General features: G+C 42.2%; 12 protein-coding genes. 6 read left to right on the forward strand and 6 right to left on the reverse strand.

Annotated elements, in window-relative coordinates; translation table 11 throughout:
• Window positions 1-20 precede the first annotated feature (20 nt).
• From ACJJIP_RS11475 to ACJJIP_RS11495, 5 genes are all read right to left on the reverse strand, one after another.
• Window positions 21-458 carry an acyl-CoA thioesterase gene (locus ACJJIP_RS11475; protein ID WP_444945152.1) on the reverse strand — a complete coding sequence of 146 codons (438 nt, stop codon included), beginning with the start codon at window positions 456-458 and terminating at the stop codon, window positions 21-23.
• On the reverse strand, window positions 455-1,621 hold the full coding sequence (locus tag ACJJIP_RS11480; protein WP_444945153.1) for an iron-containing alcohol dehydrogenase: 1,167 nt from the start codon (window positions 1,619-1,621) through the stop codon (window positions 455-457). Before ACJJIP_RS11480 ends, ACJJIP_RS11475 begins: the two co-directional genes overlap by 4 nt.
• A 1,431-nt stretch (window positions 1,622-3,052) precedes the next feature.
• Complete coding sequence (locus ACJJIP_RS11485) at window positions 3,053-3,637, reverse strand: hypothetical protein (protein WP_444945154.1); 585 nt, start codon at window positions 3,635-3,637, stop codon at window positions 3,053-3,055.
• A 16-nt stretch (window positions 3,638-3,653) separates the two neighbouring features.
• Entirely contained in the window at window positions 3,654-4,790 is a 1,137-nt protein-coding gene (locus tag ACJJIP_RS11490) for a dipeptidase (RefSeq protein WP_444945155.1), read from the reverse strand.
• Window positions 4,791-4,808: 18 nt separating this feature from the next.
• Window positions 4,809-6,476, reverse strand: coding sequence for an amidohydrolase family protein (locus ACJJIP_RS11495; RefSeq protein WP_020415153.1), 1,668 nt, complete (start codon window positions 6,474-6,476; stop codon window positions 4,809-4,811).
• A 185-nt stretch (window positions 6,477-6,661) separates the two neighbouring features.
• On the opposite strand from ACJJIP_RS11495, the gene ACJJIP_RS11500 reads away from it, so the two are divergent.
• Both ACJJIP_RS11500 and ACJJIP_RS11505 read left to right on the forward strand, forming a co-directional pair.
• The gene (locus ACJJIP_RS11500) at window positions 6,662-7,567 is read left to right on the forward strand and encodes a LysR family transcriptional regulator (protein ID WP_444945156.1); all 906 of its coding nucleotides are present in this window, start codon (window positions 6,662-6,664) and stop codon (window positions 7,565-7,567) included.
• 4 nt (window positions 7,568-7,571) lie between these two features.
• On the forward strand, window positions 7,572-8,825 hold the full coding sequence (locus ACJJIP_RS11505; RefSeq protein WP_444945157.1) for an NRAMP family divalent metal transporter: 1,254 nt from the start codon (window positions 7,572-7,574) through the stop codon (window positions 8,823-8,825).
• Window positions 8,826-9,036: 211 nt separating this feature from the next.
• On the opposite strand, the gene ACJJIP_RS11510 is transcribed toward ACJJIP_RS11505, so the two are convergent.
• The gene (locus tag ACJJIP_RS11510; protein ID WP_444945158.1) at window positions 9,037-9,420 is read right to left on the reverse strand and encodes a hypothetical protein; all 384 of its coding nucleotides are present in this window, start codon (window positions 9,418-9,420) and stop codon (window positions 9,037-9,039) included.
• Window positions 9,421-10,394: 974 nt separating this feature from the next.
• Between ACJJIP_RS11510 and ACJJIP_RS11515 the strand changes: the two genes are divergently transcribed.
• The 4 genes from ACJJIP_RS11515 (at window position 10,395) to ACJJIP_RS11530 (ending at window position 14,915) form a co-directional block, all read left to right on the forward strand.
• A complete protein-coding gene (locus ACJJIP_RS11515) occupies window positions 10,395-11,468 on the forward strand; it encodes a 3-deoxy-7-phosphoheptulonate synthase (RefSeq protein ID WP_444945159.1) in 1,074 nt (357 codons plus the stop codon).
• A gap of 228 nt (window positions 11,469-11,696) precedes the next feature.
• Window positions 11,697-12,152: a hypothetical protein gene (locus ACJJIP_RS11520; RefSeq protein WP_444945160.1), complete on the forward strand. Its 456-nt coding sequence runs from the start codon at window positions 11,697-11,699 to the stop codon at window positions 12,150-12,152.
• Window positions 12,153-12,379: 227 nt separating this feature from the next.
• On the forward strand, window positions 12,380-12,988 hold the full coding sequence (locus ACJJIP_RS11525; RefSeq protein ID WP_444945161.1) for an OsmC-related (seleno)protein: 609 nt from the start codon (window positions 12,380-12,382) through the stop codon (window positions 12,986-12,988).
• 1,462 nt (window positions 12,989-14,450) lie between these two features.
• Window positions 14,451-14,915: a hypothetical protein gene (locus tag ACJJIP_RS11530; protein WP_020415145.1), complete on the forward strand. Its 465-nt coding sequence runs from the start codon at window positions 14,451-14,453 to the stop codon at window positions 14,913-14,915.
• Window positions 14,916-15,727: the final 812 nt, after the last annotated feature.

Genomic DNA, 15,727 nt, shown 5'->3' on the forward strand with positions numbered 1-15,727 from the left:
TTAATACATATATTTAATTTTCAATTCTTAATACATGCACTTTGTAATGCCTTTAGCAATTGACCAGAAATTTTACTCGGCTGTTCGGTACTCCGATTAACAAAGACATGCGTCATAGAGCCATGCGCACATGCATTTTCTTGTTTTTCTTTAAAAATTGCGACACCATATTCTACTGAAGAATTGCCTATTCGATTAACCCTAAAAGCACCAAGTATTTTTTCAGGATATGAAATACCAGCCAAATAATTACATTCAGATTTTACTATATAACCAATGTTCTCACTGGCTTTAATATCCAATCCAGCTTTATTAATCAAAAAGCTATTCACAATAGTGTCAAAATATGAGTAGTAAACGACATTGTTTACATGCCCATACACATCATTATCCATCCATCTGGTAGTTAACTCTTCAAAACAAAAATAATCTGTACGCAACACAGCCTGCTTACTCACAAAGCCTCCTCATAAGCAGCCTGATAAATCAGGAGTGCATCATCATGAGACAGCGGTTTCGGATTATTGATTAGTAAGCGAGTTTGTAGCATTGCATCGGTGGCGAGCATCTCTAAATGATGCTCGCCAATATCTAACTGTTTTAAGGTCCGGGGTAATTTTAATCGTTCAATTAGCCGCTCAATAAAGATAATGAGATCAGAACACACTTTTTGATCTGATTGAGACGTATTTATGTGTTCACAAATATATGGCGCCAATTCACTATAGAGCTTGGCTGTATCACTCTGATTAAAGCGCATCACATGTGGCAATACTAACGAGTTGCCTAATCCATGAGGTACATGAAAATGCCCCCCTAATGGGTATGCTAGCGCATGTACAGCGGCAACTGGTGCATTGGCAAAAGCCTGACCTGCAAGGCAGGCACCCAATAACATATTTTGTCTTGCTTCTATGTCCTCTCCATGACGTGTGGCTTGTTCTATATTTTTTGATAGCAATAGCAATGCCTGCTTGGCTAGCATATCTGAATAGGCATTTTTTTTGTGCTTAGACGTATATGCCTCTATGGCATGCACCATAGCATCAATGCCCGTTGCAGCAGTAATATGAGCTGGCAACCCTAGAGTTAATTGTGCATCTAATAAGGCAACATCTGGCAATAATTGTTTGGAGACGATGCCATCTTTGGTGGTTTCTCCTGTTGTTAAAACCGCGATGGGTGTTACTTCTGAACCGGTACCAGCAGTGGTAGGTATTAAAACCAAGGGTACGCGACCTCCTTGTACTCGTTCAAGCCCATATAGCTGTTCTAGAGATTGCTGAGAATCCATCATAACAGCAACAACTTTGGCGGTATCCATTGAACTGCCACCACCAAATCCAATTACACCATCAACATTATGCTGCTTTGCTAAGGCTACTGCCGACAATACGATCTGCTCTTTAGGATCAGCACTAACTTCATCAAAGACAATGGTCGAAAATTTACTATGTAATTGCTCCTTCAGTTTCTCAACCAAACCACAATTTACAATACCTTGATCAGTGACCACTAACAACTTAGTTATATTTAGTTGATCACATATCTCACTAATTTTATTTAACCTACCAGGGCCATTTATAATCGATTTTGTAGTATTAAATTGAAAACTTAACATAGGATTGTCACCGCCTTAATTATTATGTACTGTTTCGTTTGGCAATAGTTCCATTTCAAACCCTAGGGAACTTCTGATTAGTTCAGAGTAAATTTGGTACTAATCAGTTATCAGTAAAGACTACGATAAATTAATCACCAAGTCACCAGTGTAGATACGCCGACGTATCTAGATTATTTGGCAGCTAAACCTCCCTCTCCAGCCTTCTTTCCCAGCGTGAGCCCGCGTCCAACGTATCTGGAGATAAGGCTTCTTCACTTGCCCCACGAGATTGGGTACGGGCCAGCGATAGACCCAAGGTTTCAATACCGTATAGACTATGCCGTTAACCGAGGTTAATACCTAGTTTTCTTTCCCTTCGCGCTACTCCACCATTGAGGAACTCGGGGTAAAGACGCCTTTAAAACGATATATTGATGTACATAGAGCCGAGTATCTTATGAAGCACTCCAGCAGGCAACCCAGCCTTCATATGCTGGAGTGGAAGCTCGACGGTATTACCAACGATCAACTATTCCAGATAGGGAAAATGTGACCTCGATTGAAAAATCTGCTGCATTTACATTGATAAAGACGAGAGGCCCTGCCCTACTAAGCCTGGCTCTTAAACTACTCTATTAACCCTTGAGGTGCGCCCATTCGGGAGTAAGGACCTTTGCACTTTCATCTACAGCGTCGAGGGGAAGTTTCACGACACTTCCAGTATCGTAGACCTTATTGCAAAATAGGATCAGACCTCCTACCCCAAATAAAGTAACCTTCTCCGAAGCATCAATCTGAATTGTAAAGGGCTCCCGCCTTAAAAAGCAGCACCATTAAACCACGCTTCCTAGAAGTACACAGTTGCTTCCACGGGCGACAAAAAGCACTTTGTGCCCAGCCTGCAATAAGTACCCCCGCAGTAACTGTCTAGGGCTCCGGCACACATAGCGATAACTCTCATTACTTTCTTTGGCCCTATGGAATTGAATGTACTTTTTTCCATACCGGACTGCCATTGACAGTTACTTTAGCTTTCGTATAGAGGGCTGTAACTGAATTGTGCTAAATACACACAATTGGGATATACAAAACACAGAGTAAGCCAAGACAAGCATACTTCACATAGCAACCCAGCTGGCCATTATCCGACCTTAAAAGGATGGAAATAAGGTAGATTACCGGTAAAATTAAGTACTAATTTACACAGAAATGAGTTTACCAACAGCCAAGTCCACTATTTTTTGGGTCGAGTTTTTGGCTTAGCCGTCCTAGCCCCTCATGCAGATAACCTGGTCTGACTCAAGGTGTGGGAGCGCCAAGGGCCTACCTACCTGTGGGACCCAGTAACAAACGAACTAGCATCTCACTATAAAAACCAAACTCTCTATCCGCTATCACCTCTTTAGTGACGTATTTGTCAAAGAGGTGATTAAATCTAGGGTTCTACCACTAACAATCAGAGGGTTTTATCGACTGAAGTTCTTTCCAAACGGGATGAGAAAAATCTTGTGGAGAGACAAGGAAAAACCAGCGAAGCTCATTAATTTTTTCACAATGGATTTGGTCCCCTTTAAAGCGGAGGGTCTGTTCCTTTTTGGTTACAAATGGCTCAATCCAGCTTATCTGACCAGTATATTTGCCATCAACCTGCTCAATTGTAATAGCAGGCTCATATTCTTTGCCTTCAGTGACGGCTTTGTACAACCCCCTATAGTAGGAGGCTATAAAATTCTCAATTTTGGTCTTTCCAAAAACTTGATTCTTCTCAGGCTTATGGGTCCATGAAAAAGCATAACTAAAAAAATCTTCTTTTTCTTGTTTATACATGCCGGGTAGAAACACAAGCTCTTCAATACCATTCAAGGTGATATCTGAAGCAAATTCGATCGGGAAAGGAATTACTTCAGTCTTTGAACCTTTTGGGAATTCAGAGTAAGTGCTAAGCTCTTCAGCAGAGAGCAAAGGTGTAAAGAGAAGCGTAACACAAGCAACCAGCCGAGTTAAAATATTATCAAATTTTAGATATTTATCCATTTAAGCTTATCTTCCTTTAATTCCATACATTAGAAAAAACACGCAACCAGTTTTTACCAACTATTTTTTCTACTACTCGATCAGAGATCCCTTTTTGACTTAGCTTATAAGCAATAAGCTCCATTCGTCTCTCAGAATTCAGTTCGGGAATAAATGGAGGACGATGTGGGGTTTCTCCTGGCGCTGAAATTCCTGCCGCAATACGACGCTCAACTTCTTTGCGAATACTTTCCCGATACTCAGGGCCGTCGTTGACTGGCACTACGCCTTGATCACTACCGATAGCAACATGATCTTCACCGCATATATTATAGGCATGCAATAGATGTTTAATTACCATATCAGCCTTAATTTCATGCTCACCGCCTTCCAAAAATGGCATTAAATAGATACCAACCAAGCCGCCGGTGTCTGCTGCTGCTTTCAACTCTGTATCGTCATTATTTCGAGGATGCTTATAAATCGTATTACAGCCAGTATGGGAGATCACAATCGGTTTTTTTGACTGCCTGATGGCACTGGCAACGGTTCTCTTTCCTGAGTGTGATAGATCGACCAGCACCCTCTCTGATTCCATTATCTCTATGGCTTTCTTGCCGAGCGAGGTAATTCCTGAATCTTCCTTGACAAGACCACCGCTACCAAGAATTGAAGGGCCATTGTAAGAGACCTGCATGATCTTAACACCCATCTTGGCAAACTCTGAAATACCTGAAAGTGTTTCATCAAACATTTCAGTTGACTGAAATCCCATTATGATACCAAGCTTTTTGTCCTCTTTAGCTTTTAGAATATCTGATGCGGATAGAATCAAGCTTAAGTAGTTTGAATTATGCTCAATGATAGCTTTAGTTTTTTCGACCTTTTTTAAAGTCTCTCCATAGTCATCACCTGGGTAGGGAACAGTCATATTCAAGGCACTAATCCCTGAGCTTTTGAATATCCCCAGCGACTTCTGGGAAACAGGCTCCTTGAGCGAGAATGCTACACTGAGCCCATCAATTACAATCGATGAATCGTATTGATTCCACACTGATTTGCCTGCATCAACCCCTGAAAAAGCATTTAATATGCCCGAATTAATAGCCAGATAAGAACCAAGGCTACCTGACATCAGAGATTTAATTAATGCTCTTCTATTTATATCGCTCATAAAACCCCCTCGCCAGAATTAATCAGTACTTCGTGAAGCAATACACTCAACTTCCGCTTTTGCATCAAGTGCAAGTCCGCTTGCTGCAAAAGCACTCCTTGCAGGCTTTTTTCCATTGAAGTACTGAATATAAACTTTATTCGCCTCTGGCCAGTCATCAATATCAGCAAGCATCAAAGTACATTTAACCACATCATCAAAACCCAGATTTTTGCTCTCAAGAACTTGGCCAATATTCTTCATTGTTTGATGCATCTGAACTTCCAGGCTTTCACCTGCCAAGGTTAAAGTTGAAGGATGATTGCCGATCTGTCCGGATAGCCAAATAGTTCCATTCATTTCACGTGAAGAAGAGAAAGGCAACTGTGGGTCGTCGCCGATAAAGATAAAACGACCATTCTTTACAACATGAACTATCGATTTACTATTTTCAATATTCTTCTCGGGACTTTCTGAAAGCACCACCAAATTTGCTTTCTTACCTTCTTCAACACTACCGACAGAGTCTTCGATTCCTATCACCTTTGCGGCATTTAAAGTAGCTGCTTGAATTGCTTCGAGAGGCTTCATACCTATCTCACCTACGAGTAGCTTCAACTCATGGTGAATCATCGGTGTTGTGTCATTTTCCAGGTCACTAAATGCATCTGTGCCCGCGGCAATAGTAATGCCGCTTTGATAGGCAAATTGTGTCATTTTTGTACTAAGCTGATCAAGCAGCCTATATTTTTCGTTTAATTCATTCCTTTGTTCAAAAACGGTGAGTGTTGCATCTAGAATTGTTCCATTCTCATTCATCGCGTCAAAAAGATCTAAATAGCTATCTTTTTGTAGGATTTCTTCCCACTTTGAGCCATCCAGTTCAGCAGTTTTTCTTCGCCATTCCTTGAAGTTGTCAACTAACTGTGCGGATATATCAGAGGCATGTGAAATAGTCTCAACGCCAGCATTAACGGTTTGTAGGGGTTTGGAAGGGCCAATATAAGCATGCGACCAGACTTTTAAGCCGTGTTTTTTGGCCGCGCTAGCGAGTAATGGAACCGTCTCAGCTTCAACGTCTGCATATATCTTGATGCCTGTTGCACCAGCACCTTTAGCCTGGAGCATTATTGAATCCATATCGGAATGCTCGCCTACCGCTCTCATCCAGACGGTGTGCCCAGGTTCGCGCCCTTTGGCTGATGCAATGGTTCTAGGATCTGAGAAAAAGGATTCTCCACCAATTATGACTGAAAAGTAGATATCCGGCGACGCGATCGAATCCACCTCAGCTTGACGTTTTAAGTACGCTAGTGCTCTCGCATCGCCTCCCATATCTCTCACAGACGTGACGCCGCCGCGAAGCAGATATCTAAGTCGCTCAGTAGTAATCGAAAGCTTATCCCAGTCATCCGGATCTGTAGCGTGATGAACATGAGCGTCTATTAGACCTGGTATAACGAACTTACCTTTTAAATCAACAACGCTTGCCCCCTTCACTTTGGACAGCTTCTTCGTAGAAGCGATTCTCTTAATCTTGTCGCCTTCGATGAGGATCGATTGATCTTTGGCGATTTTAAGTGATTTAACATCCACTATATTGGCGTTAATGAGCAAAACTGGCTCTAGAGTATCTTCGGAAGCTAAGGCGTAGCTATTGGTGGTGATAAATAGAACTACCAGAGTCAATATTTTCTTTATATTCATGGAGTTATCTAAAGGGAGGCTTGCAGGATTTTAATCTAATCGCGCTATTTTGCGCCACTAAAGTCATATTTGAAATGCCATATTATTTTATAGTGTATAAACTATAAGTTTATTTGGTATATCGGTATACTCAATTCCGATCCACGACGATAAGAGATGAAGCTGACTGGCCGCGAGGAAAGTCAATGAATAAATTACACGCACTTGAAGCCTACTGCTTGGCCTGCGAAAAGCAGAGCTTCGCAGCTGCTGCTCGTGAGCTCGGAATCTCCGCAGCGATGGTTGGCAGGTACATAAAGCAATTAGAGGAAGAGCTGGGCTGCCTATTGGTGATGCGCAATACGCGCAAAGTATCGATAACCGAAGCAGGCGAGAACTACTATAAACAGATTTCACCAATACTAAAAAAACTTCATGCCGTCGATCAGGCGATGTCAGAATATAATCAAGAGCCCAAGGGTAGACTTTCGATATCCACTAGCGTAGAACTGGGCAGTCAATACTTCTCCGGATTGATCGCAAATTATCGCGAGCTTTATCCTCAAGTGTTTCTGGATTTTCACCTTAGCAATGATCCTCTCGATTTACTTGACAATAAAATCGATCTTGTTTTTAGGATCGCACCAGAGTTACCCGATTCTAGCTATATCGTCCAATCTATCGCAAAGACCAAGTTAGCACTCTGGGCGAGTGACTCGTACGTTGAAGAAAATGGACAGCCTGAAAGCTTGGAAGCACTAAAGAAGCACCAATTACTGTTCTTTAACCACAGTATCCGCGGCGACCATTGGCTATTTCTAGATAAAGAAGAAATCAAGAAAATAAAACTTCCCTGGGCATGGCAATCCAATAATGGAAGACTATTAAATGAAGCCGCCGCAGAAGGACAAGGGATTATTCAAGCCCCATTTTATTCAGTCAAATCTTATGTCGAATCTGGGCAATTAATTGAAATTTTGCCTGAATTCACAATAAAACCACTAACAGTCTTTGCGCTCTACCCTCATCGTTGTGAACTATCTTTGAAAGTTAAAACTTTTATCGACATGGCAAAAAGTTATTTTGCAAAACACCATTCTGAGCAGTTCTAATTTAATGGATGTATTTAAACGCACTTTCTCAAATCTGGGCCCTGGAATCATTTGGGCTGCAAGCAGTATTGGCGTATCTCATATCGTACAGTCTACCCGGGCAGGAGCGGATTACGCTTTTGCTTTAATTGGATTTATCTTTCTGGCTCATTTAATCAAGTATCCTTTTTTCAAAATCGGTCCAGAATATGCTGCTGTAACTGGCGAGAGTCTATTAGAAGGCTACAAAAAACACAGTCGATTGGGCTTTTATAGTTATCTGGCACTCACATTTTTAACAATGTTCTTTGTACAGGCGGCGGTTACGATTGTCACTGCAGCCTTGGCTCTGAATCTATTTGGTGATGTCTTAAATGTTTCGGAGTGGTCCGCCGTCATTCTGATCATCACATGCGGAATACTGATTGCTGGCCAATTTAAGTGGCTAAATGAATCCTTAAAATGGATGGTACTTATACTAGCTATCGCCAGCTTAATCACGCTCATTGCTGCAATAAGTCAGTACGGCCTTCTCCCCCCTAAAACATATTTATTGACTGATTTAGGCCCAGCTATGAGTATCGCATTTGTCGTTGCCTTAGTCGGCTGGATGCCCACATCTATTGAAGTTTCTGTTTGGCACTCTATTTGGTCAGAACGAAAAATAAAAGAACTTCCGGAAAGAGAGTATGCTAAGAAGTCTTTAGTATTTGACTTTAAAGTTGGTTATTTCACCAGCTTGCTATTAGCAATAGTATTTGTGTGGTTAGGCGCATTAATAATGTTTGGGAAAGGTATAGAAGTATCCCAGTCTGCTGGCATTTTTGCCGGACAACTAATCAATATTTATACCGAATCTCTAGGTGATTGGAGCCACTTAATAATCAGTATTATTTGTTTTTTCGCACTTTTTTCAACAACATTTGCGGTCTCTGATGGATTCCCTCAAGTTTGGCGAAGCGCCCTAAAAGGCTCAGGTGGCAACCAGATTTCTGAGAATAGGGTCTACATAATAAGCCTAGTTACGCTAAGCCTTATAAGCTGGTTTATTATTTCCCTATTTGCCAATCAGCTAAAAAGCCTTATCGACTTTGTCACCACTTTATCTTTCGTTTGCGCACCAATCTTTGCATTACTCAATATTTTGGTCATGAATGGTAAATGGGTACCAAGAGAGTATCACTTAAAAGGCTGGTATTTGGTTTATACTTTTGCCTGCTTGGGCTTGCTGATCTGCTTTAGTTTATATTTTGTTTATTGGCGCTTTCTGAGTGACTGATTACTAATCATGGAATCTCCATCAGTATTCCTCACTAATGGATAACATCGCCATACCACACACCATTAATGTCTCTACTTTTTTCTTAGAAGTCTCATTAAGACTTCTAAGAAAAATAATTATTCTTATAACACCCACATATTAACTTTCCCCTAAGCATATTTTACATGAAAAATTTAAATGCACTCATGCTAGCTAATACATCTTTTTGCTATCTATCAAGGACTGGACTTCGTTTAGATTCATCATAGTTTCTACTAAAACACTCATCAAAATCCGATTCCTTTATATCTTCTGCCTTCATTAACTCTCTCAATGAGCACTGCCCAAACTCCATCGTAATATTCATCTGCTCTTCATCAGATAGACTCATGCCTAAATCCAGGTATTTCGAAGAACATTCAGTTGTATTCTTTACAAAATATGTAACGCAATTTTGTAAGTCTGATAGTATCTCAGGCTTGATACAGTAAAGAAAATTTTGATTTCCACTGCAGTAATATGCGGATATTTTACTAACTGCTTTTTCCTTGAATGTTTCGGCAATAAGCCCACTGGAGTAAATAACTAGCATTAAAAGTATCGGTAGCCTCATAGTTTTTTACTCAAAGTTTTATTCAAGCAAAGGGGTAGCAGTGATTCACTAGGATTGCCACATTTGAATTTAGCAAGATATGCAAGCAAATTGATGCGTTAGCATAGATCAGTAAAATTATAGAACAAGACTAACTTAATGTCTTATTAAGGGCGGGTTAAAAGCAGTACAAATATTCCCGCGAAGGTCACGCCTCACGAGCCTTCTTAGATCTTCAGCAGTCCGTTTGGCTCTTGATTCCGTTTGATTTCTGATTCCACATCATCCCTGAAGCTATTTTTCATAAACTGACCAATTGACCATTAGCATCTTAACCCTTCCGAATGGGTCACCAAGCCCATGGGCAGAAACTTCAGAATTCCGCAATCTTTAGGCAAGCGATTATTCGCAAACATCGTTTCATGTGCAGAGTATCCTCCCCTCAATCCAGCCACGAAAGTAGAGCACATTCTTGAAAACAGTCAGAATGGCGCATGTTCGGAAAGGTAGAGCCCAACTACGATTCTGAGTGCTGATTCAAGCCTAATACCTAAAGCAACTGCAAAGATTCATATGAGAGCATCCACACCATCGACTTCAATTTCATTCCTGATTGCTCAAAGGGGTTCAAATTTGTGACTTTTAATCTACCAAGCCAGAGGCCCTTCTACTGCAGCCCTTCCAACCAACCATACCGGTGAACGAGTAGTTCACCCCCTCAAGGTCTCCTTTCCTCAGTGGCAGCATTCCCAAGCTGCACGTGATTATCTTCTCAGTTCGCAGGCCCTATTCGCCACAACGGACTCAACTGAGCTCCCCTAAATTCTGTCAAAGTGCCAAACTGTCACAGGATAAAGGTAAATGAATATCCCAAAATCGGGCCAAATATTTGGTTGCAAATGAAACCCTCGCCCTATTCTTTGTGGCACAGTAGGATAAGTCATCCGCCTGCAAGTGCAGCGCGGTACTATGGAACAGAGTAATCAGAAGACGCTATGACCACACAGCAGTTCGACGACTTGAATGTCGTCTCCCAGGAAGTTCTGATCAGCCCGGAGATGCTGAAATCAGAACTCCCCATCAGTGATGCCGCCGAAGCAACTGTCGCCAAAGGGCGTTCCGCCGTGCGTGACATCCTGGATCGCAAAGACCACCGCCTAATGGTGGTAATCGGACCCTGCTCCGTTCACGATGTGGGCGCCGCGATGGAGTATGCCAAGCGCCTTAAGGCGGTAGCTGATAAGGTTTCCGATACTCTGCTGATAGTGATGCGTGTCTATTTTGAGAAACCGCGTACCACAGTTGGCTGGAAGGGTCTGATCAACGACCCTCATCTTAATGATTCTTTTAAGATTGAGGAAGGTCTGCACATCGGCCGCAAACTGCTCCTGGATGTCGCCGAGCTGGGGTTACCCACCGCTACAGAAGCGCTGGACCCAATCTCACCCCAGTACCTGCAAGACCTTATTTCCTGGTCAGCTATTGGCGCGCGTACTACCGAATCCCAAACTCACCGAGAAATGGCCAGCGGCCTATCCTCCGCTGTGGGCTTTAAGAATGGTACCGACGGCGGCTTGGAAGTGGCGATTAACGCCTTGCAGTCTGTCGCTAATCCCCACCGATTCCTTGGTATCAACAAGCGCGGTCAAGTTGCGATCATTCACACGTCCGGCAACCCATACGGCCATGTGGTACTGCGCGGTGGTAATGACAAGCCAAATTATGACTCGGTAAGTGTTGCAATGTGTGAGCAGGAGTTACGCAAGTCTAATATCGTGCCAAATATTATGGTGGATTGCAGCCATGCGAACTCCAACAAGAACCACGAATTACAGCCCCTTGTTGTGGACAATGTGACCCATCAAATCCTCGACGGCAACCAGTCAATTATCGGTATCATGGTGGAAAGCAACCTGAAAGCCGGCAACCAGAAAATCCTGCCGAACCTGGATGATATGGAATACGGCGTTTCCGTTACCGACAAATGCATCAATTGGGAAACTACCGAGTCGTTACTACTGGGAATAGCAGAGCAACTGCATGACCCACTAAAGCGGCGTAACGCTTGATCAAACCCTTTGATAGTATCAGGGCCTTCTAGAGGTCCTGATACCTTCGCTCTATCAACTCCCACTACCTCCCTTCCCTAGTCCTCTACCTAAGAATCGCTGACATTCTTCATTTACAGGAGTATGCTGCAGCAGGAGTTACCATTTTGTGACGCCAAAGTCTACATTTTATCTATTTAATTCTGTCAACGAGGCATGTAATTAGTCGGTTTAAATCGGGCCACAATAATGGAACTGCAGTCCAACAAAGTCTTAACCTATATATTCGGCGGATTTATCCTAGTTTGGCTGCTAGTGAGCCTTAGCTTCGCTCTGGAAGGCAATGCGATGTTCCCCTGGATTGCCACTACCCTGCTTGCACTACTTGCTTTCATCACCTTCTCATTCGAAAAAACACGTTATGTCGACGGCACAAAGAAGTTGTTTATTTCTGAAAACCGAATCCTTTGGCATAGCTGGACAGAGAGGCACCCCCTTAGCATCTTTCAAGGAATAAAAGTAATTCCCTATTCAAGCTACTCGGCAAGCAGTAAAAAAAGCTACACCAGCTGGCATATCAATCTGGTATTTCGACATGCCAGCGCCAACGAAGGCGTATTGGCCAGGGTTTTCACCAGAAAAGAGGATGCCCTGGAATTTGCTGATAAGCTTTCAGAGCTAACCGCATTACCAGTCCTGGACTGAAAAATCTTTGAGTTTTGATAGGATGCTTTAAGCTGACTCAGGAAGATAATCCTAAGTTACTCTCTATACCTATAACTGCTTTTCTCTAAAGACTCTGTGAAGTAGATCAAAGGCACCCTAATATTCCGCCCTACCTGTATGATTCCCAGCCCCGAGTTCTAAGGTCAATAACTTGCCTTCATTGTGACCCGCAGGTCAGGACTTAAATTAATTGAGGAGAGGCAAATATGGACTCCATCAAGTGGGACATGTCTTCTTCAACAATTGTTCGCAAACTTTCGGAAGAAGCTGAACAATTAACGTTTGCCGCACCTCACCTGGACAAGGTGAAACAAGGGGAGCTACTGAAGTTCCATGCACATATCAACGTAGAACAATTGCCTCAGGGGCATCACCTTAAAAAAGCTACGATATTTTCCAATGTTCCCAATGGTGGCACCTGGGAACTGATTTGTGATGAAGGTACCGCGGTTGGCGGTCGAGGCAGTGCCCCATCACCAATTATGTATTTCTCTGCAGGACTGGCACTTTGCATGATGTCCCACGTAGAGATGCTAGCAAAACTAGCAGATATTAAACTGAACAGTGTGAGGCTCGAGCAAAAAACCGAGTTTTCTACAACAATGAATTTTGGGGGGATCAAACCTGAGGAGGTTTTTGGCAAAGGTGATCGAGTGGAAATGCATTTGATCATCGAGAGTGACGAATCAGAAGAAAAACTGCTGGAATTCGCCCACTGCTGTCGACAAGCTTGCATGTCACTTCAAACTGTAGCTTGCGCAACGCCGGTTTCGACCAAACTATATCTAAATAATAGTGAACGCTCCTTCGAGTAGGCCTATCCTACAAAGCCCTAATTGATCTCAGCGGGAGATATTATATTGATAGATAACTAACGGGGTATCCAAGGTAATCCTTAAGTTAACAGGCTCGAAGCAAATAACTTCATAAATTCAATTAACTTTGACTTTCCTCTTACAAAAAAATCACCAAAAAACCAGCTACCAGCATTGGTAAGTGACCTACCAATTCATGTAATCTGATAGTGGAAGCCATCAAGAATAATGACATCACTACAGTTAAAATTGTCAATCAGACAGGCCCCATCAACACAGCCAAACAAAATCAGAAATCAGCCACCCCAAAGAAAAAAAGATCAGAGCTGAGAAGAATTTCCACCATAGACAGGACACAAAGCCCCAATAATATTACCGTATAAACTCCAATCCTACGTAAGAATTAAGCCATTTTTTGTGAACAGCAAAAGCCATCAGCTGCACGCCTAGCCTGCCAAATAAGACAACAATTAATAACAAAGTTACCCCCACCAACACAGATAATATGTACCAAACTTTATGACAACCAATGTCAGACCAAAGAACTTAGAAACTGACGGGTAACCTATAATTCAATTGGATTCCAGCGTTTATACAAAACACAATGAAAAGAACTTACAAGGGGCGCCAATACAAAAAAGCAATTCCAACTCGACTAGATTACTATCACCCTGTAGAAATCAGCAGAAATAGAGCCATATAGATTGAGAAACCCAAGGAGTCACAAACATCAATACTATTGAAAAATAGTTTTATCCCCTCCTTCTATACATATTTATAGTTCACTGAAAACTTCTTAGATCTAAAAAAAATGTGCTATCTGGTCTTGCAATCATGAACACAGCTTTTCGAGAAAAAAATCATTTTACACGCTGTCACGCTAGACGCTTATTATTTTTGAAAAAATAACGTATCGAGATAATTTCATATCAACTAAAAAAATCACCTGATGAGCCTGCAACAAAAGAGCCTTCTACTAGGCTCATTCAGTGAAGGATCCATCCTAGCCAATGCAACCCAAAGCTTGGAACTGCAGCCCCAACCACATCTACTCGAATTAAAAGGCCTCTTAATCCCCTAGCTTTACGCATTTTTGGCACTTACTCTCTATCAAGGTATCCGGAATGGCTCCAAAATATTTATAAATAATATGACGAACCAGTCATCGCAAATATCATTCAATTTAGCCCCATTTTAAAGCAAAAGCATTACGTATAAAGTCATGGTCAACCGTACAAACTGACATAAATCGAGACTTAAGTTCTATAGTCGATTCATGGTCTGGAATATTATTTGAGGCTGCTGCCAGTTATCGAAATAAACAGCACAAGGGAACTCAAAAAAGCTTTGCCTGAAATAACAAAAAAAATCTACAAAAAAATGAAACTTCTCAAACAGCACGTTGGGACTGCACACATGTTCGAGTAGACTTGTTGCCAAGTTGGGAGAAGGAGAAAACGTTATGCGTTATGTACTTTCAATGATATTACTACTCTCTCTTGCCGGTTTCAGTTATGCGCAAGAGCGTCTGGCACAGCTGCCAGCAGGCGCATCACCGGTGCAAATACTTGGTAAAACTTACTATCAAAGCGGCAATACTTTCTATGCCTTTAATGAACAGGGTCGTTATTTTTACCCAGTACAACCTCCGACTCGTATCCGTCAATATGAGCAACCTAGAAATATGTATTGGCGCGGTTCCCAGCCTCGCTACTACTGGCGTGGTTCTCAGCCTCGCTACTACTGGCGTGGTTCTCAGCCTAGCTACTATTGGCGCGACTCTACGCCTCGTTACTATGGCCTGACTCGCGATCAAGTAGAAGGTTGTATGAACGCGGCAGCGGACAAAGCAAATGCCAATCCTCGTATCGGTGGTAAAGTGTATATCCGCGAATATAACCAGTGCATTAGCAATCTGCGCTATTAGCAAAGTGCTATACGCACAAAGAACAGACCCTTAAGGGGCCCTCGGGCCCCTTTCTTATTTTACTTTCTAACTAGGGTATCTTTGTTCCTGCAGGATTAATAATCAATGGACTATGGCAGTGTCGTTAATAGATTTCATGTTTTATCACTAGTGCCAACGACTATCAGTATTCAGCCTCTAGAGCTATCCAGTTATAGTAAGAAGCCCGTGCTGTCTCCCGTACCTCTACAGTACTATCTCCAAATCCGGTAAATTTTCGAATCTAGCCTTAGTCAACTATTGACTGATTTCCAAGAAATTGAAGATCGTATCGCCAATCGTGACAGTGGACCAGCTGGGCTTATTCCCTTAAGGGCACCTACAACACTCGGACAATTTTGGCACGCTCCACAGTTTCCAAAACTTATAGCTCACCCCCTTAATCGATTGGAGCTGTTTCTCGATAACCAGTTAAGAGATATCATTGGAGAAGGCTTTAACCTGGCAATACGCATCAAAGCAACATCCGTTAACTCTTCTCTATATGCACAAAAGTTGGGTAAGCATCACCGGCGCTTAGTTGCATCACTAGAAAATATACATCAATCGGGTATATCCCGGAGTCCGAAAGAACTAAACGGTTTTGCTTGCCTTTAGCTTTGATAAAAGCCCTGCTCATTGGAATTTATCGAGCAATAATCAGGAAATAACAATCAATATGCCCACTATTACATAGCCAATAACTATTTCCCCCTATACCAAGCTACCCTGGCCGAATCAGGCATCGCTAGCTTATGCGATTACCTGGAAAACAATGACATCACATCGATGTC

It is taken from the genome of Microbulbifer variabilis (assembly GCF_052467165.1).

Coding starts and splice junctions, on each gene's coding strand:
- ACJJIP_RS11520 (WP_444945160.1), top strand. CDS start 11,697: ATGGAACTGCAGTCCAACAAAGTCTTAACCTATATATTCGGCGGATTT.
- ACJJIP_RS11525 (WP_444945161.1), top strand. CDS start 12,380: ATGGACTCCATCAAGTGGGACATGTCTTCTTCAACAATTGTTCGCAAA.
- ACJJIP_RS11530 (WP_020415145.1), top strand. CDS start 14,451: ATGCGTTATGTACTTTCAATGATATTACTACTCTCTCTTGCCGGTTTC.
- ACJJIP_RS11500 (WP_444945156.1), top strand. CDS start 6,662: ATGAATAAATTACACGCACTTGAAGCCTACTGCTTGGCCTGCGAAAAG.
- ACJJIP_RS11515 (WP_444945159.1), top strand. CDS start 10,395: ATGACCACACAGCAGTTCGACGACTTGAATGTCGTCTCCCAGGAAGTT.
- ACJJIP_RS11505 (WP_444945157.1), top strand. CDS start 7,572: ATGGATGTATTTAAACGCACTTTCTCAAATCTGGGCCCTGGAATCATT.
- ACJJIP_RS11490 (WP_444945155.1), bottom strand. CDS start 4,790: ATGAGCGATATAAATAGAAGAGCATTAATTAAATCTCTGATGTCAGGT.
- ACJJIP_RS11510 (WP_444945158.1), bottom strand. CDS start 9,420: ATGAGGCTACCGATACTTTTAATGCTAGTTATTTACTCCAGTGGGCTT.
- ACJJIP_RS11485 (WP_444945154.1), bottom strand. CDS start 3,637: ATGGATAAATATCTAAAATTTGATAATATTTTAACTCGGCTGGTTGCT.
- ACJJIP_RS11495 (WP_020415153.1), bottom strand. CDS start 6,476: ATGAATATAAAGAAAATATTGACTCTGGTAGTTCTATTTATCACCACC.
- ACJJIP_RS11480 (WP_444945153.1), bottom strand. CDS start 1,621: ATGTTAAGTTTTCAATTTAATACTACAAAATCGATTATAAATGGCCCT.